We start from the raw sequence: 18,921 nt of genomic DNA on the forward strand, positions 1-18,921 counted from the left end.
CCGCCCGGGCGGTGAGCCGGCGGGGTCTGCTCGCCGGTGGGGCGGTGGCCGCGGGTGGCGCGGTGGCCGGCGCGGCGGTGGTCGCCGCCGCTACCGGTGACCAGGCCGGTGGCCCGCCTGCGGTGGCCGCGCCGAGCCCGGTGGCGGCCGTCGGTGCGCTGGTCGAGCCGTTCCACGGTCCCCGGCAGGCCGGGGTCACCACCGAGCCACAGGCGCACGGTGCGTTCGTCGCGTTCACCCTGCGGCCGGGCACCGACCGGGCGGCGCTGGGCCGGTTGCTGCGGCTGCTCAGCGACGACGCCGCCCGGCTCACCCAGGGCCGGCCGGCGCTGGCCGACACCGAGGCGGAACTCGGGTTGCTGCCCGCCCGGCTCACCGTGACCTTCGGTTTCGGCCCCGGCCTCTACCGGGCCGCGGGCGTCGACGACCGCCGGCCGCCGTCCGTGGTGGACCTGCCGGCGTTCCGTGTCGACCGGCTCCAGCCGGCCTGGTCCGGTGGGGACCTACTGGTGCAGATCTGCGCCGACGACGCGGTCACCGTCGCCCACGCCCAACGGGTGCTGATCAAGGACAGCCGGCCCTTCGCCACCGTCCGTTGGGTGCAGCAGGGCTTCCGGCGCAGCCCCGGTGTCGAGCCGGCCGGCCACACCCAACGCAACCTGTTCGGTCAGCTCGACGGCACCGCCAACCCCCGCCCCGGCCCGCCGTCGGACACCGCCGTGTGGGTGCCCGACGGCCCGGCCTGGCTCAAGGACAGCACGACCCTCGTGGTCCGCCGGATCAGCATGAACCTGGAGACCTGGGACCTGCTCGGCCGCACCGACCGGGAACTCGCCATCGGCCGCCGCCTCGACACCGGCGCCCCGCTCACCGGCACCGCCGAACACGACGAACCCGACTTCGCCGCCACCGGCGACGACGGCCTCACCGTCATCCCGGACTTCTCCCACCTCACCCGGGCCCACGTCACCGACGACCGGCTGAAGATCCTGCGCCGGCCCTACAACTACGACGGCACACCCACCCCGCAGGGGCACGCCGACAGTGGACTGATCTTCGCCGCCTACCAGGCCGACATCACCGCCCAGTTCCTGCCGATCCAACGACGACTCGCCGACCGGGACCTGCTCAACGAATGGACCACCCCGATCGGCTCCGCCGTGTTCGCCGTCCCGCCCGGCTGCCCGCCCGACGGCTGGATCGGTCAGCAGGTGCTCGGATGAGCCGGCCCGGTAGAGCGTCATGATCACCTCGACCTGCCGGCTCGCCGCCGCGCTGCTGGCCGCCGTGCTGGTGCTCCTCGTCGCCGCAACGCCGGCCTGGGCACACAACAGCCTCACCTCGGCCTCACCGGCTCGGGAGGCGACCCTGTCCCGCGCACCCACCGAGATCACGCTCGAGTTCCTGGCCCGGCTGGACCCGGCCTTCACCACCATCGTGCTCACCGACGGGACGAAACGACGCGTCCCCACCGGCGATCCGGTGGTCGACGGGACGAAGAGCACCGTCCACGTGACGGACACCCTGCCCAACGGGACGTACACCGTCGCGTACCGGGTGGTGTCCGCCGACGGGCACCCGGTGCAGGGGTCGTACCCGTTCACCGTGGCCGACCCCGCCGCGCCCACCGTCGCCCCCAGCACCGCGTCGGCCGCGTCGGCCGCCCCGGCCACCGCCGCGGCCCCGGCCGGGGACGACGACGGTCGGGGCACGGTCCTGGGCGTGGCCGGCGGCGCGGTGGCCGCCCTGGCGGTGGCGGCGGGCGCGCTCCGGTGGCGACGACGCCGGTCGACACGCCGCTGAGGGCGGGCCGGCGCGACGCCGGCACCACGAACGCGGGCTGATCCGCCCGTAGGCACGGGACGACCATCGGTACCTCCCGACGATCTCGATCGGATGAGTATGTCTGTCACTGAGTTGCCCGGCCCGTCGAGGCCGGAACCCGCCCCACCCGCCGACCCGCCCGTCCGGTCCACCCGGGGTGGTTCACCGTTCGGCGCGTTGCTGCTGCGGCTGCACTTCTACGCGGGTGTGCTGGTCGCGCCGTTCCTGGTGGTCGCCGCGCTGACCGGGTTGGCGTACACCGTCGCGCCGCAGGTGGACGGGGTGCTCTACGGCGACCGGACGACAGTGGCCGAGGTGGGTGAGCGGCCACTGCCGGTGGCCGACCAGGTCGGGGCGGCCCGCAACGCACACCCCGAAGGCAGTGTCGCCTCGGTGCAGCCGGGAACGGGTGACCAGGCCACGAGGGTGGTGTTCGCGGCCCCGGAGTACGGGGAGAAGCAGCACACCGTGTACGTCGACCCGTACACGGCACGGGTGCAGGGGCAGCTGACCACCTGGTTCGGGTCCACCCCGGCCACCACCTGGCTGGACGACCTGCACCGCAACCTGCACCTCGGGGCGGTCGGCCGGCACTACTCGGAGCTGGCCGCGAGTTGGCTGTGGATCATCGCGCTGGGAGGGGTCGTGCTGTGGTGGCGACGCCGCCGGGCCTCCCGGGCCACCGTGCGGCACCTGCTCGTGCCGGACCTGTCCGCCGCCCGGGGGGTCCGCCGGACCCGGGGCTGGCATGCCACCCTCGGGATCTGGCTCACCGTCGGCCTGTTGTTCCTCTCGGCGACCGGGTTGACCTGGTCCCGGTACGCCGGAGCGAACTTCGGCGCCGGCCTCGACTCCCTCGACGCCCGCGCCCCGCTGCTGTCCACCGCCCTCACCGCGACGCCGAGCGACCCGGCCGACACCGACGGCGGTGGTCACCACGGTGCGTCCGGGGCGGGCGGGGTGGTCGAGTCGGCCGCCTTCGACCGGGTGCTGACCGCCGCCCGGACGGCCGGGCTGGCCGGCCCGGTCGAGATCGCCCCGGCTGCGGAGCCGGGCTCGGCCTGGACGGTCACCCAGGTCGACAACACCTGGCCGGTCGCGAAGGACCGGGTCGCCGTCGACCCCGCCACGGCCACCGTCACCGCCCGCAGCGACTTCGCCGACTGGCCGCTGCTGGCCCAGCTCAGTGGTCTCGGCATCCAGGCCCACATGGGCGTGCTCTTCGGCCCGGTCAACCAGCTCCTGCTCGCCGCGCTGGCGCTCGGGCTGCTCTGCGTCATCGTGTGGGGCTACCGCATGTGGTGGCAACGGCGACCCACCCGCACCGACCGGCGCGCGCTCGTCGGCACCCCACCGGCCCGGGGCGGCGTGCGGGCCGTACCGCGGTGGGTCCTGCTCGTCGGCGTGCCGTCGACGGCGGCGATCGGCTGGGCGCTGCCCCTGTTCGGGCTCACCCTCCTGGCCTTCCTCATCGTCGACGTCGTCCTGGGCGCGACCTCGCGACGGCGTCGGCGCACCACCACCCCCACGTCACCCGCACCCGCCGGTCGATGACCGGTCCCGGCCGGTTGTCGCGCGACGGCCGGCCGGGACCGTCGACCCGTCGGGCTTCCGCCCGGGGTGGCTCACATTCGTCAGGGTGACGATTGACCAGTCGGGGGTCGCGCCGTTACGGTCGACCTACTATCTGCGGCGTCGCGAGGTAAGCCGGTGAGATTCCGGCGCGGTCGCGCCACTGTGAGCGGTTCCGTCGATGACGGTGCCACGAGCCAGGACGCTCGGTCGTCCGCAGCCTTGCGATGGGGACGCGTCATCCCCGGGAAGGTTCGTGTCCCATGTCGAGTTCCACTCCCACCCAGTCGCTGGTGCAGCCCGTCGGGTCGGCCCGCGTGTGGGGGACGGCCCTGGTCGTCGTCGGCGTACTCCTCCTGCTCACCTACCTGGTCGCCTTCGATCAGGGCGCGATCTCGCGCAGCGGCATGTACCTGCACGAACTCATGCACGACGGGCGGCACCTGCTCGGTGTCCCGTGCCACTGACCACACCCCACAGTCCACCCACGTTCGCCACCGTCCTGCTCCGCGGTCTGCTCGCCGGTCTCGTCGCCGGCCTGCTCGCGGGGGCGTTCGGCTATCTCGTCGGTGAGCCGCGCATCGAGGCGGCCATCGCGATCGAGGAGTCGGCCACCCACACCGGGCCGGTGGCCGACGACCACCACGCGGACGACCTGGTCGGTCGGGGCGGGCAGCGGGCCGGCCTGTTCCTGGCCACCGGGCTGTTCGGGACCGCGATGGGCGGCCTGTTGGCGACGGCGTACGTGCTGCTGCGCCGTCGCCTGCGCAGCACGGACGACGGCCGGTCGGTGCTGCTGCTCGCCGGTGGCACCCTGGTCGGCGCGGTGCTCGTGCCGTTCGGGAAGTACCCGGCCAATCCACCGGCGGTCGGTGATCCCGACACCATCGACCAGCGCACCGTCGCCTATCTGGCGCTGGTGGTCCTCGGCCTGGTGGCGGTCTGGGCGGGCACCCTCGGCTACCGGTCGGTGCGCGCCGACGCGCCGGTCTGGCAACGGTTCGGGGCGGGCGTCGGCGGATTCCTCCTGGTCGCCGTCGTCGGCTATGTGGTCCTGCCGTCGTTCCAGGAGGTTCCGGACGACTTCCCGGCGACCCTGCTGTGGAACTTCCGGTTGGCCTCGCTCGGCACCCAGGTGGTGCTCTGGACCGCGATCGGCCTGTTGTTCAGCGCCCTGATGAGTCGGGGCGGCGGACGGCCGAGAAGCGAGCGGCACGCAGGCGAGCGGCACGCAGGCGACCGCCCCGGTGAGCCGGCGATCGGTCAGGGCACACCGGCTCACCCGTGAGCGCGACCAGCCTGCGGCTGGTCGCCCACGCGCACACCGGCGCCCTGCGGCGCGGGGTGTTCGGCGCGGGTGACGACGACCTGGACGAGGGCGGCCGGCAGGCCGCTCTCGCCCTCGTCGGCCCTGACCGGCGCACTCCCCTGGGCCGGGTGGACCTCTGCCTGACCAGCCCGGCGGCGGCAGCGACACAGACCGCGTACGCCCTCGGGCTGCGTCCCACGGTCGAGGCCGCGTTGGCGGACTGCGACTACGCCGCCTGGGCCGGGCGGAGCCTGGCGGACGTGGGGGCGCGGGAGCCCGAGGCGTTGCGGCAGTGGTGGGAGAGCCCCGAGGTGGCACCGCACGGCGGGGAGTCCCTCGCCGCACTGCGCGACCGGGTCGGGGGCTGGCTCGACGGTCAGCTCGCCCCGGGTGTCCGGATCGCCGCGGTGACCCATCCGATGGTGGTCCGGGTGGCGATCGTGCACGCGTTGCAGCTTCCGACGGCCGTGTTGCCCAGCCTGGACGTCGCCCCGCTGGCGGTGGTGCGGCTCAGCCGGCACGGCTCCCGGTGGCGGCTCCAGTTCACCGCGCCGCGGGTCGGACCGGGTTCGGAGCGCGGGCCGACCGGGTGATCAGCAGGTCGCCGGTCGCCCGGACACGTTCCGGGAACCACGCGGCCGAGGGCTCGCCCACCACTGCTCCGCCGCCACGGCCCCGCCGCTTTCCGGTGCCCGGTCCACCGCCCGGTCGAGGTGTGCCGCCAGGCCGCCGACCGCCGTCGAATCCCGGTGGCGGCCCCGGCCGGTGGTTGCGAGACTGCCACCCGTGCGAGAGCCCGACCGTTTCCGCGCCGCCGTCGGAGCCTGGGCGGCCGGCGGCGCGGACGCGGCGGGGGCCGCGGTGATCGCCCGCCGCCTGGCCGGTGCCGGGGTGGCCACGGTCGTGCTCGTCGAGGGGGTCAGCGACCGGAGCGCGGTCGAGGCGTTGGCCGTGCGGCGTGACCGCGACCTGACCGACGAGGGCGTCTGTGTGCTGCCGATGGGGGGCGCGATGAGCGCCGGCCGGTTCCTGCGGCTGCTCGGCCCGCCGGGTCTCGGCCTGGCCGTCCGGGGTCTCTGCGACGAGGCCGAGGAGGGGTGGTTCCGGCGCGCTCTGGAGCAGGTCGGCCTCGGCGTCGACCTGAGCCGGACCACGATGGAGGCTCTCGGCTTCCCGGTCTGCGTCGCCGATCTGGAGGACGAGCTGATCCGCGCGCTGGGTCCCTCCGGTGTCGAGGACGTCCTCGACACCGAGGGTGACCTGCCCAGATTCCGGGTCTTCCAGAACCAGCCCGCCCAGCGCGGTCGGTCCGTGCAGCGGCAGCTACGCCGGTTCCTGGGCACCACCAGCGGCCGTAAGGCGAGGTACGCCGCCGCACTGGTGCACGCCCTCGATCTGGACCACGTCCCCCGACCGTTGGACCGGGTGCTCCCCGACGGCGGGTAGGGTCGCCCAGGTGACGGGTGACCTCCTGCTGCTCGCGGTCGACAACCCGCTGGCGGCCACGGTGACCGGGGCGATCCGCAGCGGCGACCTGACCACGCTGCGGCGGCTGCTCACCGCACACCCGGGGCTGGCCACCGCGCGCCTGGTCGACCACGTCGGCGGGGCCCCCGGTGCGAGTGCGATGTCCCGCACGTTGCTGCACGTCGTCACCGACTGGCCGGGCCGGTTTCCGCACGGAGCGGCCACCGTGGCCGCCCTGGTCGCCGCCGGCGGCGACGTCGACGCCCGGTTCGTCGGACCGCACCGGGAGACCCCGCTGCACTGGGCGGCCAGCTGCGACGACGTGGACGTCGTCGACGCGCTGCTGGACGCGGGTGCCGACATCGAGGCTGCCGGGGGCGTGATCGCCGGCGGTACGCCGCTCGCCGACGCGCGGGCCTTCGCCCAGTGGCGGGCGGCGTACCGGCTCGTCGTCCGGGGGGCCCGCACCACCCTCACCGACGCGGCCACGCTCGGCCTGCTCGACCGCGTGGAGCGGGCCTGCACCGACGTCGTGCCGCCGTCGGCGGACGAGATCGACGTGGCGTTCTGGGGTGCCTGCCACGGCGGCCGGCAGTCCTGCGCCGGGTACCTGTGGGAGCGGGGCGCCCAGCTCAACTGGGTGGCACCGTGGGAGCACCGCACCGCCCTGGACGCGGCCGTCCGGCGCGGTGCCACCGAGCTGGTCGTCTGGTTGCGGGCCCGGGGGGCCGTCACCGCCGCCGAGCTGGATCGGCGCACGCCCGGCTCAACCCGCTAGCCGGAACACCGGCCGGGTCGCCGCGCGGACCGCCGGCCGGACACCCCCGCGACGCCGGTGGCTCGACGACGGGACGGCCCGCGCGGGCCGGGCGGCTGTTCTGCCGCCGGCGGTTACTCCTCGACGGCGTCGTCGCCGACGGTGGCTGGCGTCTCGACCGGCGCGTAGACCACCCGGATCACCCCGGTCGGGAACACCTCCGTCGTGGCCACCCGCAGGTGGTACGGCGCGTCCCCGTCGTCGAACAGTTTGCGGCCCTTGCGTGCCGCCACCGGGTGCACCAGCAGCCGCAGCTCGTCGACCAGTCCGGCGGCGAGCAGCTGCTGCACGACGGAGATCGACCCGGGGATGAGGACGCCACCGATGGTGGTGTCGTTCCTGAGTGCGGTGACGACCTCGAGGAGATCGCCGTCGAGCAGCTCGGAGTTGCGCCAGGGGAACTCCCGGGGCTGCCGGGAGACGACCACCTTGCGCAGGTCGCCGAGCTGCTTGGCGAACGGCGCGTCGTCGCCGCCCGCCGTCTCCCGGTCGGGCCACGCCCCGGCGAAGCTGTCGTAGGTCTCCCGGCCGAGGAGGAGCACGTCGGCGGCGTCGTAGTCCTCGTTGACGGCCCGGCCCATGTTGTCGTCGAAGTACGGGAAGTGCCAGTCGGGGTCGATCTCGGCCACGCCGTCGGCCGAGATGAAGAGTGTGGAGATGACCTTTGCCATCGGAAAGGTCCCTTCGAGTCGGAAGATGTCGCTTGTCGGACCGGCACAGCATCCCAAACCCGTCGGCCGCGCACCCGCCCATGGGCCACCCGCACCGCGTGTCGCTCCGTGGGCTGCCCGTCCTACCCACGCAGCGTGAAACGGTAGCGGCGGGTGGAACCGAGCCGGGTCTCCCCGACGCCCTCGAAGACGCCGCCGCACCGCTCGATCGTCCGGGCCGAGGCGACGTTGCCGGTGGCGCAGACGACCAGCAGCCGCTCCCGCCCGAGCGCACGCGCCTCGTCGAGCATCCGGCCCAGGGCCCAACTGGCCAGCCCTCGGCGTCGCGCGGACGGCCGGATGCCGAACCCGAGGTGGCCGGCCCACCGCGCGTGTTCGTCGCGGTCGTGGCGCAGGGCGATCGCGCCGAGCACCCGCTGGTCCTCGACGATCCAACGGTACGTGCCGCGATCATCACCGGGGTCGGGCGACCCCGACGGGCCCGGCGGTGGCGTCAACCGCGCCACCCAGGCGGCGAACCCGGATGACGAGTCCACCTCGTCGCCGGGGCGCAGGCCGAAGCCGTCCTCGTGCCACCCCGGCCCCCACTCCGCGTGCGCTTCCCGCCAGGCGTCGTACAGCTGGACGGCGGGTGCGATCAGCTCGGGCACCCGACGACGGTACCCGCGATCCGGCGGCTCGACCGGACGGGTGGGCCATCGTCACGGACTCTCGCCGGGCCGTCACCGGTGGTGCCGGAAAAGATCGTGGGGTGGGACTGAAACCGGGCGACGGTGTGGAGCGTCCTGAAGGGTGAGTCGGGCGGGACGTCGACACCGGGCCGGTGCGACGACGGACCTGCCGACCACGTCCCCAGGTGGAGGAGCGGACAATGGTGATGAAACGATGGCTCGCGGGTGCCGGGTTGCTGGCGCTGACCGGGGCGCTGGCGGCCTGTGCGGTGGACACCCGGCCCGGGGCCGACGGTGGGCAGGCGGCCCCGGCGCAACGGGACACCACGGCCGTGGCGGACAGCGTACCGGTGGGGTTGTCGGCCACGCCGCCGACGGCGACCAGGGCCCCACGCGGGTTCACCGGCACCCGGCAGTACACGATCGTCCGGGTCGGCGCGTTCGAGAGCGGCCTGTCGCTGACCGACTCCGGGCGGCTGGCCGAGGTCGACGACGACCAGGGCCGGCAGCTGTTCGTGCCGACCCCGCTGGGTGGGCAGAAGTACCTCGTCAAGTCGTACTCCCGGGCCAGTGCCGGCCCGCTCTGCTGGCGGGTGCATAATCCCGGCAACAGCAAACCGTTGGAGGTTCGGGCCGCCACGTGCAACGCCGATGATCCCCGCCAGCAGTTCGAGATCTTCGCCGCGACCGGCACCACGCCGTCCTACCTGATCAGCAACGCCGGGGCGTTCCTGCGGGACTCCGCACGCTCCGGCCTCATCCTCGAGGAGCTGGGTGACGCCCCGCCGACGAGCAGCTTCCGGTTCAACGACAACGGACCGGCGCCCGCCGCCCGCTGACGGCAGACCGGTCGGATCGGACGGGTGGGCCGCCCCGTCCGATCCGACCTGGGCAGGGTGGGTCCTGGGCGTGGCGGGATCGGATGCGACCGGCCGGGTGGAGAGCGTGATCGATGCGTGACGCCGAGGAGTTCGACGCCTTCTACGCCTCGTCGGCGCAACGGGTGCTGGGGCAGGTGTACGCGATGCTCGGCAGCCGTACCGAGGCCGAGGACGCGGTGGCCGAGGCGTACGCCCGGGCCTGGAGCCGGTGGGCGACGGTGCGGGAGTGCGACAGCCCGGAGGCCTGGGTACGCAAGGTCGCCTACCGGGTGGCGGTGAGCGCGTGGCGCAAGGCGGTGAACCGGGTCACGGCGCACCGGCGGGAGGCGACCGGGCAGCAGGTGGAACCGGTCTCCGTCGACCACGTGGTGTTGGTCGACGCGTTACGGCACATCCCCTCCGAGCAGCGCCGGGCCATCGTGCTGCATCATCTGGTCGGCCTCAGCGTGGCCGAGATCGCCGCGGAGACCCGGGCGAATCCGAACACCGTCAAGACCCGGTTGGCCCGGGGCCGTCAGGCCCTGGCCAGGTACCTGAGCGATGACGGACATCAGACGACGGCCGGGAGGAGCAATGGGGCCTGACGACATGCTCGACGAGGCCCTGCGCGGGCTGGCCCGACAGGCCGGACAGACCGGTCGGCTCGCCACCGTCGCCGAGGTCCGTCGGCGCGGTGACAGCCGGCGTCGGCGTCGACACATCGCGACCGCCGCGCTGGGCATCGCCCTGCTGGGGGCGGTGGGTGCCGGTGCCACCGTGGTCCACCTCGCCGGCACTGGGCGCACCACCCTGCCCGCCGGCCCGAGCGGTACGACGTCGGGCCCGACGCCGGGGGCCACCCCGTCCACCGGGCCGACCCCGGACACCTCGACCACCGGGGATCCGACGTCCGGGTCGCCCCGGGCCACCCCCAGGGGCACGCCCAGCGCCACCCCCAGCGGGTCGAAGAGTTCGGCGTCCACCGACCCGCTACGGCTCGGACAGCGCCGCTACGTCGTCCTGCGGTCCGCCGCGATGGAGTCCGTGGTGTCCCTGCTCGACGACGGCAGTCTCGGCGAGGTCGACGGCGACGAGGGGCGCAGCCTGTTCGTGTTCGTGCCCCAGGGGTCCGGCACCTATCTGGTCCGTACCGCCGAACCGAACGCCGAGGGTGACCGGGACTGCTGGCAGGTCCGGTCGGCGGGGTCGGAGCCGCTCACCGTCGTGGCGGCCGCCTGCTCGCCGGACGAACCGAGGCAGCTGTTCTCGATCGTGGTGCACAGCTCGGGCGGCGGCCAGCGGACCTACGCCCTCAGCAACAGCTCCGCGTACCTCCGGTACTCCAACCAGCGCGGGCTGATCCTGGAGGAGCTCGGCGACGCTCCCCTGGACACGGTGTTCCGGTTCGTGGACAACGGGCCCGCGCCCAAGTGACGACGGTCCGGGGCGCGGCGGCGTCCCGGCCGCTCACCTGTCCCGGCCGCTCACCGTCGGGGCAGTGTGGCCAGCCAGCGGTCCAGCTCGGTCGGGGAACGGAACAGCAGCACCGGTGGTCCCGAGGGGTCGGCCTGCCAGGCGCGCATCCGTCGCCGCGCCCGGCCGAAGGCGCTGACGTGCCATACCAGGATCGAGTCCCGGGACAGCACGCTGCGCAGTGACTCGCGGTTGCCGTTGCAGATCTCCTCCCCCGTCACCAGCCGGCCGAGGGTACGACGCAGCAGCCGGCCGAACGAACGCCAGCGGGGGTAGTCCAGGGCGACGACCAGGTCGGCGCGGGCCAGCGGCACGTCCCGCCACCCGTGGTAGGCCCCGTCGAGGATCCACCGGTCGCCCCGGCAGACCTGCGTGATGCGGTTGCGCTGCTCGGCGACCGGCACCTCGACCCAGCCGGGTTGCCACAGCAGGTCGTCGACCGGGTGCCACGGCAACCGCAACCGGTCGGCCAGCGCCGCCGCGAGGGTGGACTTGCCCGCGCCGTACACCCCGTAGACCAGGATCCGGGACGGTGCGCTCATCCGGGCAGCCTACGCAGCGGGTGCGGGGGCCGCTCGTCGTCTCCGGGTGGGGTTCGGCCCGGCGGGCACGCCGACGTCACGGCGACCCGACGCGCCGCCGGTACCGACACGGCGGGTGTCGATGCCTCTTGTCGGAATCTCCCGCCGTCCATTAGTTTGTTTAACATCCAGACCAACTAGCTTCGCCTCCACCTGCTCCACCCCGACCTGCGAACCCGCTACCCAGCCCTTCTCGAAGGGGGACCGATGACACCCCAGCAACCCGGCTCGACTGCCTCGCGCCGACACTTCCTCGGCCTGGTCGGCCTCGGCACGGCCGCCGTCGCCGGCGGACCCCTGCTCGCCGGGTGCTCCGAGAAGCCGGCCGGCTCCGGCGCCGCGCAGAACCTGGACGCCTACGCCGATCTGCTGCCGACGCACAAAGACCTGGCCCAGAGCATCAAGCCCGACATCATCGGCACCCGCCCGGTGCCCGACGGCTACACGAAGTACCCGACCTCGCTGGTCGACGCGATCACCGAGCGGCCCGGCACCAGCGGCAAGGAGATCACCGCGATGACCCCCGCCTGGGGTCCGGCCCCGCCCGGTGCGGCGCAGAGTGCCTACCTGCAGGCGGTGAACGCCGAGCTGGGCACCCCGGTCAACTTCACCATCCAGGACGGCAACACCTACGCCGACAAGCTCAACGCGATGCTCGGCGCCCGGGACGTCCCGGATCTGCTCTGCGTACCCCAATGGGAAGTGGAGAAGATCCCGCGCTTCGCCGAGGCGATCAAGGTGCTCTTCGAGGACCTCACCGACCACCTCAAGGGCGACGCGGCCAACGCGTACCCGATGCTGGCCTCGTTCCCCACCGGTGCCTGGCGCAACTCGCTGTGGAACGAGCGGCTGATGGCCGTGCCCAACCCGACCGACGGGCCGTTCCCCTGGGCGTTGTTCACCCGCAAGGACCTGCTCGACGCGCGCGGACTGGCGGTGCCGGCGTCGCTCGACGACCTGCTCACCGTGGCCAAGCAGGTCACCGACCCGGCCAAGAAGGTGTGGGCGTTCGACAACGTCTTCGACATGATCCAGATGTACCACAAGGTGCCGTCCGCCAAGCAGGGCTGGCGGCTGAAGGCCGACGGGACCCCGGAGTTCAAGTACGAGACCCCGGAGTACCGGCAGGCCGTCGAGGTGATGGCCAAGATCTACAAGGACGGTCTGGTCCACCCCGAGATCATCGCCACCAGAGGCGCGGACAGCGCCCAGTTGTTCGCCAAGAACGGCGCGATCGTCTTCACCCGCAACGGCGTGGGCTTCTGGCAGGGCGCCCAGGCCGAACACCAGAAGGTCAACCCGAAGCTGAACATCCAGCCGGTGCCGGTCTTCTCGGCCACCGGTGGCGACCCCCTGGTCTGGGGCGACGACGAGCCGATCTCCTTCACCTTCGTCAAGAAGGGCGTCGGCAAGGAACGGGTCGAGGAGCTGCTGCGGATCATGAACTGGTGCTCCGCGCCGCTGGGCACGCAGGAGGCCCAGCTGCGTGACTACGGGGTGGCGGGCAAGCACCACAACAGCACGCCGAACGGGCCGGTCAAGACCGACCTGGCGTTCAAGGAGATCGCCAACCAGTACTTCTTCATCAGCGGACGCAACCCCACCATCGGCCCGTACCCGGAGACCCCGAACTACGTGCCGGACCTCCTGACCTACTCCAACAACATGGTCAAGTACCTGGAGAAGGACCCCTGGGACGGGGTGAAGCTGGAGATGCCGGCCGCGTACAAGGCCAACCAGGTGCCCACCGAGGACAAGATCACCGACATGCTGCGGGGCCGCCGGCCACTCTCCGACATCGACGCCATCGTGCAGGAGTGGAAGGCCAACGGGGGCGAGGAAGCGCGGGAACTGCTCGCCAAGTCGCTGCCCAAGGCCGGGCGATGACCACTCGCGACACCACCGTCGCGGCCGGGTCCGACCGGACCCGGCCCGACGGGCCCACCCGGGCCGGGCGAGAACGCCGTCCCGCCCGTCGGCGGCGGGTGCCACTGCGCACCCGGCTCGCCCGGGACTGGCAACTGCTGGCCATGGTGACGCCCGGCTTCCTCGTCCTGCTGGTCTTCAGCTACCTGCCGATCCTGGGCAACGTCATCGCCTTCCAGGACTACAACCCCTACCTGGGGGACAACCCGTTGCAGGCGTTCGCGCGCAGCAACTGGATCGGCTTCGGGCAGTTCCAGCTGTTGTTCGAGGACTCGGCCTTCTGGGAGGCGTTCCGCAACACCCTGGCGATCACCGCGTTCCAACTGGTCTTCTTCTTCCCACTGCCGATCTTCCTGGCGATCATGCTGCACAACCTGCTCTCCAGCCGGTGGCGCACCTTCGTGCAGACCGTCGTCTATCTGCCGCACTTCTTCAGCTGGGTGCTCGTGGTCAGCTTCTTCGTCGCCATGCTCGGCGGCGCCGGCCTGCTGGCGCAGACCATGCGCGACGCCGGGATGCAGCCGTGGAACGTGATGACCAACCCGGACACCTTCATCATCCTGGTCACCGCCGAGGCGGTCTGGAAGGACGTCGGCTGGGGCACCATCGTCTTCCTCGCCGCACTGTCCACCATCGACACCAGCCTCTACGAGGCGGCGGCGGCCGACGGCGCCGGCCGGTGGCGCCGGCTGTGGCACATCACCCTGCCCGGCCTGCGACCGGTGATCGTGCTGCTGCTCATCCTGCGGCTGGGTGACGCGCTCTCGGTCGGCTTCGAACAGTTCCTGCTGCAACGTGAGGCGGTGGGCCGGCAGGCCGCCGAGGTGCTCGACACGTTCGTCTACCACTTCTCCATCGCCACCGGGAACTACGGCTACGGCGCGGCGGCCGGCCTGTTCAAGGCCGCGATCGGGCTGGGCCTGATCCTGGCCGCCAACCGGGTCGCCCACCTGCTCGGCGAACGGGGGATCTACTCGAAATGACCGAGACCGTCGCACTGCGGGCCCGCACCGGACGCGACCGCCGGCCGGTGTGGGAGGAGCCGCCGACCCGGATCGGCCAGGGGTTCAAGGCCGCCTTCCTGGGTCTGCTCGTGCTCAGTGTGCTCTTCCCACTCTGGGTGATCCTGGTGACCAGCCTGTCCTCCCGGGAGACCCTCGCCGAGGCCGGCGGCATCGTCGTCATCCCCCGGGGCATCGACACCGCGGCCTACGAGACGATCTTCGCCGGTGGGGCGGTCACCCGGGCGCTGTGGATCAGCACGCTGGTCACCGTCATCGGCAGCGCGCTGGCGTTGACCGTGACCGTTCTCGCCGCGTACGGGTTGTCCCAGCCGCGTTCGGTGGGCTACCGCTGGCTGCTGATCTACTTCCTGGTCCCGTTCCTGGTGTACCCGCCGTTGGTGCCGAAATACCTGGTGGTGACCGGGCTGGGCCTCAAGGACACCATCTGGGCGCTGATCCTGCCGCCGGCGATCAGCGTGTTCAACCTGGTGGTGGTGCGCGGCTTCTTCCAGGCCATCCCGCAGGAACTGCTGGACAGCGCCCGGGTCGACGGGGCGAGCCACTTCCGTACCCTGGTGCGGATCGTGCTGCCGCTGTCCCGGGCGGTCATCGCCGTGGTGGGGCTGTTCTACGCGGTGAGCTACTGGAACGTCTGGTTCGACGCGCTGCTGTTCATCGACCGCAACGACATGTACCCGATCCAGCGGGTGTTGCAGAGCTACCTGCTGGCCGGCCAGGCCCCGCACACCTCCGGCGGCAGCACCGGGGTGTCCATGCCACCGACCGAGGCGATCAAGATGGCGGTGGTCGTGCTCACCGTCGCCCCGATCGTCGCGGTCTACCCGTTCATCCAGCGGCACTTCATCAAGGGTGTGCTGATCGGCGCAGTCAAGGGCTGACCGCTGCGGCGGGACCGGGTCGACGGCCACACCGGCCCGCGTGCGACAGTGGCTGGTTGTGAGCACACTTGCCGTACGCGGGCTGACCCGCCGGTTCGGCGCGCTGGTCGTCCTCGACGACGTGCGCTTCCAGCTCGACGCGGGGCAGGTCGCCGTCGTCGTCGGGCCCAACGGCTCCGGCAAGACCACCCTGCTGCGCTGCGTCGTCGGGGCGGACCGCCCCGACGAGGGCGAGGTCCTGCTCGACGGCCGACGCTGCGACGAGACCGACCCCCGGGTCCGCGCGGCGGTCGCCGCCGCCCTCGACGACATCGACTTCTTTCCCGACCTGTCCGTCGTCGAACACCTCGAACTGCTCGCCTACGCCCACGGCGGCACCGCCGACCCGGTCGAGGAGGTGCTCACCGAGCTGGCTCTCGAACCGGCCCGCGACCAGCTTCCGGCGACCCTGTCCAGCGGCCAGCGCCGCCGCCTCGCCCTCGCCTCCTGCTTCGTGCGCCCGCGCCGGTTGCTCGTCCTGGACGAACCGGAGCAGCGCCTCGACGTCCGGGGCCGGGCCTGGCTGGCACAGCGGCTGCTGCGGGAGAAGGCAGCCGGCACGGCGGTGCTGATGGCGTCGCACGACACCGAACTGATCGACGCGGTCGCCGACCGGCGGATCGAGATCGGCGGCTGAGGTGACGTCGACCAGGACCTCCCCACCACCGGTGGTCGGGCCCACGCCCCGGCAGCTGCGGACCGGGCTGCGACGGGCCCGCCGCCGCCACCATCCCGGCTCGCTCGGCGAGGTGCTCACCGACGCCTACGTCGTGGTCCTGTTCGTCGCCCTGTACGGCTGGTTCGCGGTCGCCGCGATCCGCGACCACCTGACGGCCCCGCAGGTGACCCGGACCGACCCGGGCGACAGGTACTGGATCGCCGTCGCCGCCGTGACGGCGGGGGCCGGGCTCGTCTGGTGGGGCCTGCGGCTGACCGGGCCGCTGCTGGTCACCCCGGCCGCGCAGACCTGGCTGGTCAGCTCACCGGTGGACCGCCGGGCGTGGCTGCTCCCCCGGTTCGGTGGCCTGGTCGGCGGCGGCACCATCGGTGTCGGGCTGCTGGCGGTGGCAGCCGCGTACGCCGGTGGCCTCGACCGCCCCGTCGACCTGGGCTGGGCGGCGTTGGCCGGCCTCACCTGCGGGGCCACCGCGACCGCGTGGGCCGTCGTCGCCCAGAGCGTCCGCCCCACACCCCGCTGGGCGGGACGGCTCGGCGTCGGTCTGTCCGCCGTCGGGGCGACGATCGCGGTGCTGGTGGTGCTCGGGCACGCCGCCGGGTGGTCCCTCCCGCTGCCGCCGGTGCCGCTCACCGCCGGCGTCGGCCTGGTGCTGCTGCCGGTCGCGGTGGCGTCCACCGTCCGTGCGTACCGGCGGCTGCCCGGGGTGGACCGGGCGGCGCTGACCACGGGCGCGCAGTTCGCCAACGCCGCCACCACCGCCGCCGTGCTGCTGGATCCGTCGCTGCTCGCCGCGCTGGTGGAGAGCCGCCGGTGGCGCGGGATCGGCCTGGTGCGCGGGCGGCCCTTCCGTGCCGGTGGTCGGTTGCGGGTGCTGCTCCAGGCGGAGGTACGCCGGTTGTCGCGCCGCCGGGGTGCCATCGTCGGCTGGGCCGGGGCGCTGCTGACCATGTACGCCGTCGCGGTGGCGCTGCCGTCGATCGCAGGTCCCGCGCACCTGGTGCTGGCGTACCTGGCGACGGGCGGGCTCACCGGCGGGCTCCGCGCGATCAGCCGCGCACCGGGCCTGCGACGGTCCCTCGGCGGCAACGACGCCCTGTTGCGGCTGACGCATCTCGTCGTGCCGGGCGTCGGCGCCACCCTCTGGTATCTGGCCACCCTGCCCGCCCTGCGGCCGGCGCCCGTCCCGCTCGACGCGGTGCTGCTGCTCGGGGTCGTGACGGCGGCCTTCTGGGCCGGCACCCGCCCACCCATGCGGTACGGCGGGGCGGTGGTCAACACGCCGTTCGCGATGGTGCCCGTGGACCTGGTCCGTCAGGTGCTGCGCGGCCCGGACCTGGTCGCCGTGCTGGTGGTCGTCCAACTGCTCGCGGGGTGACGGTGGCGGCCTGGCGCTCAGCGGGCCGGCAGGCACACCTTCCCGGTGAACGCCGGGTCGGGTTGCCGGTTGCCCGCCCAGGCCGGGTTCGCCGCGATCGGCAGCGGCGGCGCCTGCCAGGCGGCGGCGAAGCTCTGCATCAGCGGGTACTCGGCCCGGGTGTGGGCGATCGGCTTGCCGGTCAGGAAGTCGATCAACCGGTCCTGGAGCAGCCTGCGGTCCAGCAGGCCACCGTGCACGCCGGGGATCTGGTAGACCGGAATCCGGCTGTACTCCCCCGGTGGCGCTTCGGTGGCCGTCGCGGTGGGCAGGAAGGCGACCATCCGGACCCCTGGCACGGGACACATCAACTGGTTGCGGTAGAACGGCGCGTCGTCGAGCAACGACCGGATGAACGGCTCGTCGGGGCCGCCGCCGACGTCGGCGAGCCCGAAGATGGCCCGCAGTTGCCAGCCGGTGACCACCCCCCAGCCCTCGTCGTGGTGCGGGGGCGGGTAGTAGGCCCGGCCGGCGTAGATCAACGGGCTGAACATGACGAGGATGTCGACCGTCGTGTCGTGTCGCCGGGCGAGATAGGTGCGGGCCACCATCGCACCCTCGCTCTCCCCGATCAGCGCCACCCGCCGCCCGGTGCGCCGGTGCAGCAGCTCCACCTGCCGGGTGAGCAGCGCCACGCTGTCCGCCATCGACCGGGTGGTGTCCGCCGACCGGTACGCGAGCGGCTTCCCGTCGGGGTCGAGCCCCCGGTAGGAGAAGCGCTGCACCCGGGGGTCGGACGGCTGCTCACCGCCGTAGTCCGAGCCGTAGCCGGTGAGCACGATCACCGCGTGGGTGACCGCGGCGGGCAGCGGTCGTTCCAGCACCGCCGTCCTGATCCACTGCTCGTTTCCCGGGACCAGCTCGGTCACCGGCGGGATGACCAGCGGCACGGCGACGGCCAGCAGCGCCGCCAGCGGGGTCACCGGCACCCGGGCCCAACGCACCCGTGAGGGCAGCAGCGCCGCCCGTACGGTCCGGTTCCACAGCACCCCGTTGAGCGCCCCCGCCACCCCGGCCACGGGCACCGTCCACCAGCCGGGCACCACCCAGCACAGCGCGCCGGCCACGGTGAGTACCACGAAGTTCAGCAGTGACCAGCCGACCAGCGAGATCGACGGCAGTCCACGCCACCAGTGCTCCACCACGGCCACCCGTTGCAGGAACGGCGCGAGCAGGAACATCGGCAGCAGCGACGCCAGCAGCACCCAGGACAGGGCGACCACCGACGCCGCCACCGAGATCGCCGCCCAGGGCGCGACGAACCCGCCGACCAGCACGCCGAGCACGACGTTGCGGCGCAGCAGCCAGCCCAGTGCCGGCCGGGGCACCCCGGCCGGCCAGGCCAGCAGCACCAGGCCGGTGGTGAACAGGCCCCGGGCGACCAGCACGTAGGTCAGCCAGAGCGCGAACTCCCACCACGACCGGTGGTAGACGTAGAGCCACCGCAGGTCGTGGTAGGTGTCGTACGGCCACAGGGCGGTGAGCTGCGGGGGGATGCCCTGGGCGGCCCGGAATCCGAGGGCGACCAGCACGGTGGCCTCGATCATCGGCACCAGGCTGGTCACCAGCAGCAGCCCGACGAACCTTCGGTTCAAGACCACCCCGTTCCGCCGCACCGTGCGCGATAGCGTCCCTCGCAGGCTCCACCGGAACGACGGCCGGCGTCGGCGAATCCGGCACATTGCCCCGGTTCGACCGACGCCGGGGTGTCGGCG

At 73.1% G+C, this 18,921-nt stretch carries 20 protein-coding genes and 1 riboswitch; of the genes, 16 read left to right on the plus strand and 4 right to left on the minus strand.

Going from position 1 to position 18,921, the window contains the following annotated elements:
* The first annotated feature begins 11 nt into the window (after positions 1-11).
* The 8 genes from AB0B63_RS12530 to AB0B63_RS12565 all read left to right on the plus strand — a co-directional run bounded on the left by AB0B63_RS12530 (position 12) and on the right by AB0B63_RS12565 (position 6,950).
* Positions 12-1,223, plus strand: a complete 1,212-nt coding sequence (locus AB0B63_RS12530) for a Dyp-type peroxidase (RefSeq protein ID WP_357017666.1) — start codon at positions 12-14, stop codon at positions 1,221-1,223.
* A gap of 19 nt (positions 1,224-1,242) precedes the next feature.
* A complete protein-coding gene (locus AB0B63_RS12535) occupies positions 1,243-1,803 on the plus strand; it encodes a copper resistance CopC family protein (protein WP_357017550.1) in 561 nt (186 codons plus the stop codon).
* 93 nt (positions 1,804-1,896) lie between these two features.
* Positions 1,897-3,378, plus strand: a complete 1,482-nt coding sequence (locus tag AB0B63_RS12540; protein WP_357017553.1) for a PepSY domain-containing protein — start codon at positions 1,897-1,899, stop codon at positions 3,376-3,378.
* A 152-nt stretch (positions 3,379-3,530) separates the two neighbouring features.
* Positions 3,531-3,599: riboswitch (cobalamin riboswitch) on the plus strand.
* Between the two features lie 60 nt (positions 3,600-3,659).
* Entirely contained in the window at positions 3,660-3,863 is a 204-nt protein-coding gene (locus AB0B63_RS12545) for a CbtB-domain containing protein (RefSeq protein WP_208566216.1), read from the plus strand.
* A complete protein-coding gene (locus tag AB0B63_RS12550) occupies positions 3,854-4,684 on the plus strand; it encodes a CbtA family protein (protein ID WP_357017556.1) in 831 nt (276 codons plus the stop codon). Before AB0B63_RS12545 ends, AB0B63_RS12550 begins: the two co-directional genes overlap by 10 nt.
* Positions 4,681-5,298 (plus strand): histidine phosphatase family protein, encoded by a 618-nt coding sequence (locus AB0B63_RS12555; protein ID WP_357017559.1) that lies wholly within the window; start codon positions 4,681-4,683, stop codon positions 5,296-5,298. The genes AB0B63_RS12550 and AB0B63_RS12555 overlap by 4 nt, the downstream gene beginning before the upstream one ends.
* A gap of 193 nt (positions 5,299-5,491) precedes the next feature.
* Positions 5,492-6,151 (plus strand): TOPRIM nucleotidyl transferase/hydrolase domain-containing protein, encoded by a 660-nt coding sequence (locus AB0B63_RS12560; protein WP_357017562.1) that lies wholly within the window; start codon positions 5,492-5,494, stop codon positions 6,149-6,151.
* A 10-nt stretch (positions 6,152-6,161) separates the two neighbouring features.
* Positions 6,162-6,950, plus strand: coding sequence for an ankyrin repeat domain-containing protein (locus AB0B63_RS12565; RefSeq protein ID WP_357017565.1), 789 nt, complete (start codon positions 6,162-6,164; stop codon positions 6,948-6,950).
* A gap of 113 nt (positions 6,951-7,063) precedes the next feature.
* Here the strand turns inward: AB0B63_RS12565 and AB0B63_RS12570 are convergent, their stop codons facing one another.
* Together AB0B63_RS12570 and AB0B63_RS12575 are read right to left on the minus strand one after the other, a co-directional pair.
* Positions 7,064-7,660: a dihydrofolate reductase family protein gene (locus AB0B63_RS12570; RefSeq protein ID WP_357017568.1), complete on the minus strand. Its 597-nt coding sequence runs from the start codon at positions 7,658-7,660 to the stop codon at positions 7,064-7,066.
* A 122-nt stretch (positions 7,661-7,782) separates the two neighbouring features.
* Entirely contained in the window at positions 7,783-8,310 is a 528-nt protein-coding gene (locus AB0B63_RS12575; RefSeq protein ID WP_357017571.1) for a GNAT family N-acetyltransferase, read from the minus strand.
* A gap of 221 nt (positions 8,311-8,531) precedes the next feature.
* On the opposite strand from AB0B63_RS12575, the gene AB0B63_RS12580 reads away from it, so the two are divergent.
* From AB0B63_RS12580 to AB0B63_RS12590, 3 genes are all read left to right on the plus strand, one after another.
* Positions 8,532-9,170: a hypothetical protein gene (locus AB0B63_RS12580; RefSeq protein WP_357017574.1), complete on the plus strand. Its 639-nt coding sequence runs from the start codon at positions 8,532-8,534 to the stop codon at positions 9,168-9,170.
* Positions 9,171-9,283: 113 nt separating this feature from the next.
* Positions 9,284-9,796, plus strand: coding sequence for a sigma-70 family RNA polymerase sigma factor (locus AB0B63_RS12585; RefSeq protein ID WP_357017577.1), 513 nt, complete (start codon positions 9,284-9,286; stop codon positions 9,794-9,796).
* Positions 9,786-10,625 carry a hypothetical protein gene (locus tag AB0B63_RS12590; protein ID WP_208566225.1) on the plus strand — a complete coding sequence of 280 codons (840 nt, stop codon included), beginning with the start codon at positions 9,786-9,788 and terminating at the stop codon, positions 10,623-10,625. The genes AB0B63_RS12585 and AB0B63_RS12590 overlap by 11 nt, the downstream gene beginning before the upstream one ends.
* 50 nt (positions 10,626-10,675) lie before the next feature.
* On the opposite strand, the gene AB0B63_RS12595 is transcribed toward AB0B63_RS12590, so the two are convergent.
* Positions 10,676-11,206 (minus strand): adenylate kinase, encoded by a 531-nt coding sequence (locus AB0B63_RS12595; RefSeq protein WP_357017580.1) that lies wholly within the window; start codon positions 11,204-11,206, stop codon positions 10,676-10,678.
* A 246-nt stretch (positions 11,207-11,452) separates the two neighbouring features.
* Between AB0B63_RS12595 and AB0B63_RS12600 the strand changes: the two genes are divergently transcribed.
* Genes AB0B63_RS12600 through AB0B63_RS12620 form a run of 5 tightly spaced genes read left to right on the plus strand, consistent with a single transcriptional unit; the run spans position 11,453 to position 17,167 of the window.
* Positions 11,453-13,132 (plus strand): extracellular solute-binding protein, encoded by a 1,680-nt coding sequence (locus AB0B63_RS12600; protein WP_357017583.1) that lies wholly within the window; start codon positions 11,453-11,455, stop codon positions 13,130-13,132.
* Positions 13,129-14,154 carry an ABC transporter permease subunit gene (locus tag AB0B63_RS12605; protein ID WP_357017586.1) on the plus strand — a complete coding sequence of 342 codons (1,026 nt, stop codon included), beginning with the start codon at positions 13,129-13,131 and terminating at the stop codon, positions 14,152-14,154. The genes AB0B63_RS12600 and AB0B63_RS12605 overlap by 4 nt, the downstream gene beginning before the upstream one ends.
* Positions 14,151-15,074, plus strand: a complete 924-nt coding sequence (locus AB0B63_RS12610; protein ID WP_357017589.1) for a carbohydrate ABC transporter permease — start codon at positions 14,151-14,153, stop codon at positions 15,072-15,074. Before AB0B63_RS12605 ends, AB0B63_RS12610 begins: the two co-directional genes overlap by 4 nt.
* A gap of 58 nt (positions 15,075-15,132) precedes the next feature.
* Positions 15,133-15,750, plus strand: coding sequence for an ABC transporter ATP-binding protein (locus AB0B63_RS12615; protein ID WP_357017591.1), 618 nt, complete (start codon positions 15,133-15,135; stop codon positions 15,748-15,750).
* Between the two features lies 1 nt (position 15,751).
* Positions 15,752-17,167, plus strand: a complete 1,416-nt coding sequence (locus AB0B63_RS12620) for a DUF6297 family protein (RefSeq protein ID WP_357017594.1) — start codon at positions 15,752-15,754, stop codon at positions 17,165-17,167.
* A 17-nt stretch (positions 17,168-17,184) separates the two neighbouring features.
* On the opposite strand, the gene AB0B63_RS12625 is transcribed toward AB0B63_RS12620, so the two are convergent.
* Positions 17,185-18,888: a hypothetical protein gene (locus tag AB0B63_RS12625; RefSeq protein ID WP_208566231.1), complete on the minus strand. Its 1,704-nt coding sequence runs from the start codon at positions 18,886-18,888 to the stop codon at positions 17,185-17,187.
* Positions 18,889-18,921: the final 33 nt, after the last annotated feature.

It is taken from the genome of Micromonospora sp. NPDC049081, from assembly GCF_040648835.1.
GTDB lineage: Bacteria > Actinomycetota > Actinomycetes > Mycobacteriales > Micromonosporaceae > Micromonospora > Micromonospora antibiotica.

Excerpts from the sequence above, each read along its gene's own strand:
- AB0B63_RS12605 (WP_357017586.1), top strand. The coding sequence starts at position 13,129 with ATGACCACTCGCGACACCACCGTCGCGGCCGGGTCCGACCGGACCCGG.
- AB0B63_RS12570 (WP_357017568.1), bottom strand. The coding sequence starts at position 7,660 with ATGGCAAAGGTCATCTCCACACTCTTCATCTCGGCCGACGGCGTGGCC.
- AB0B63_RS12600 (WP_357017583.1), top strand. The coding sequence starts at position 11,453 with ATGACACCCCAGCAACCCGGCTCGACTGCCTCGCGCCGACACTTCCTC.
- AB0B63_RS12540 (WP_357017553.1), top strand. The coding sequence starts at position 1,897 with ATGAGTATGTCTGTCACTGAGTTGCCCGGCCCGTCGAGGCCGGAACCC.
- AB0B63_RS12590 (WP_208566225.1), top strand. The coding sequence starts at position 9,786 with ATGGGGCCTGACGACATGCTCGACGAGGCCCTGCGCGGGCTGGCCCGA.
- AB0B63_RS12625 (WP_208566231.1), bottom strand. The coding sequence starts at position 18,888 with ATGTGCCGGATTCGCCGACGCCGGCCGTCGTTCCGGTGGAGCCTGCGA.
- AB0B63_RS12595 (WP_357017580.1), bottom strand. The coding sequence starts at position 11,206 with ATGAGCGCACCGTCCCGGATCCTGGTCTACGGGGTGTACGGCGCGGGC.
- AB0B63_RS12610 (WP_357017589.1), top strand. The coding sequence starts at position 14,151 with ATGACCGAGACCGTCGCACTGCGGGCCCGCACCGGACGCGACCGCCGG.
- AB0B63_RS12585 (WP_357017577.1), top strand. The coding sequence starts at position 9,284 with ATGCGTGACGCCGAGGAGTTCGACGCCTTCTACGCCTCGTCGGCGCAA.
- AB0B63_RS12535 (WP_357017550.1), top strand. The coding sequence starts at position 1,243 with ATGATCACCTCGACCTGCCGGCTCGCCGCCGCGCTGCTGGCCGCCGTG.
- AB0B63_RS12580 (WP_357017574.1), top strand. The coding sequence starts at position 8,532 with ATGGTGATGAAACGATGGCTCGCGGGTGCCGGGTTGCTGGCGCTGACC.
- AB0B63_RS12545 (WP_208566216.1), top strand. The coding sequence starts at position 3,660 with ATGTCGAGTTCCACTCCCACCCAGTCGCTGGTGCAGCCCGTCGGGTCG.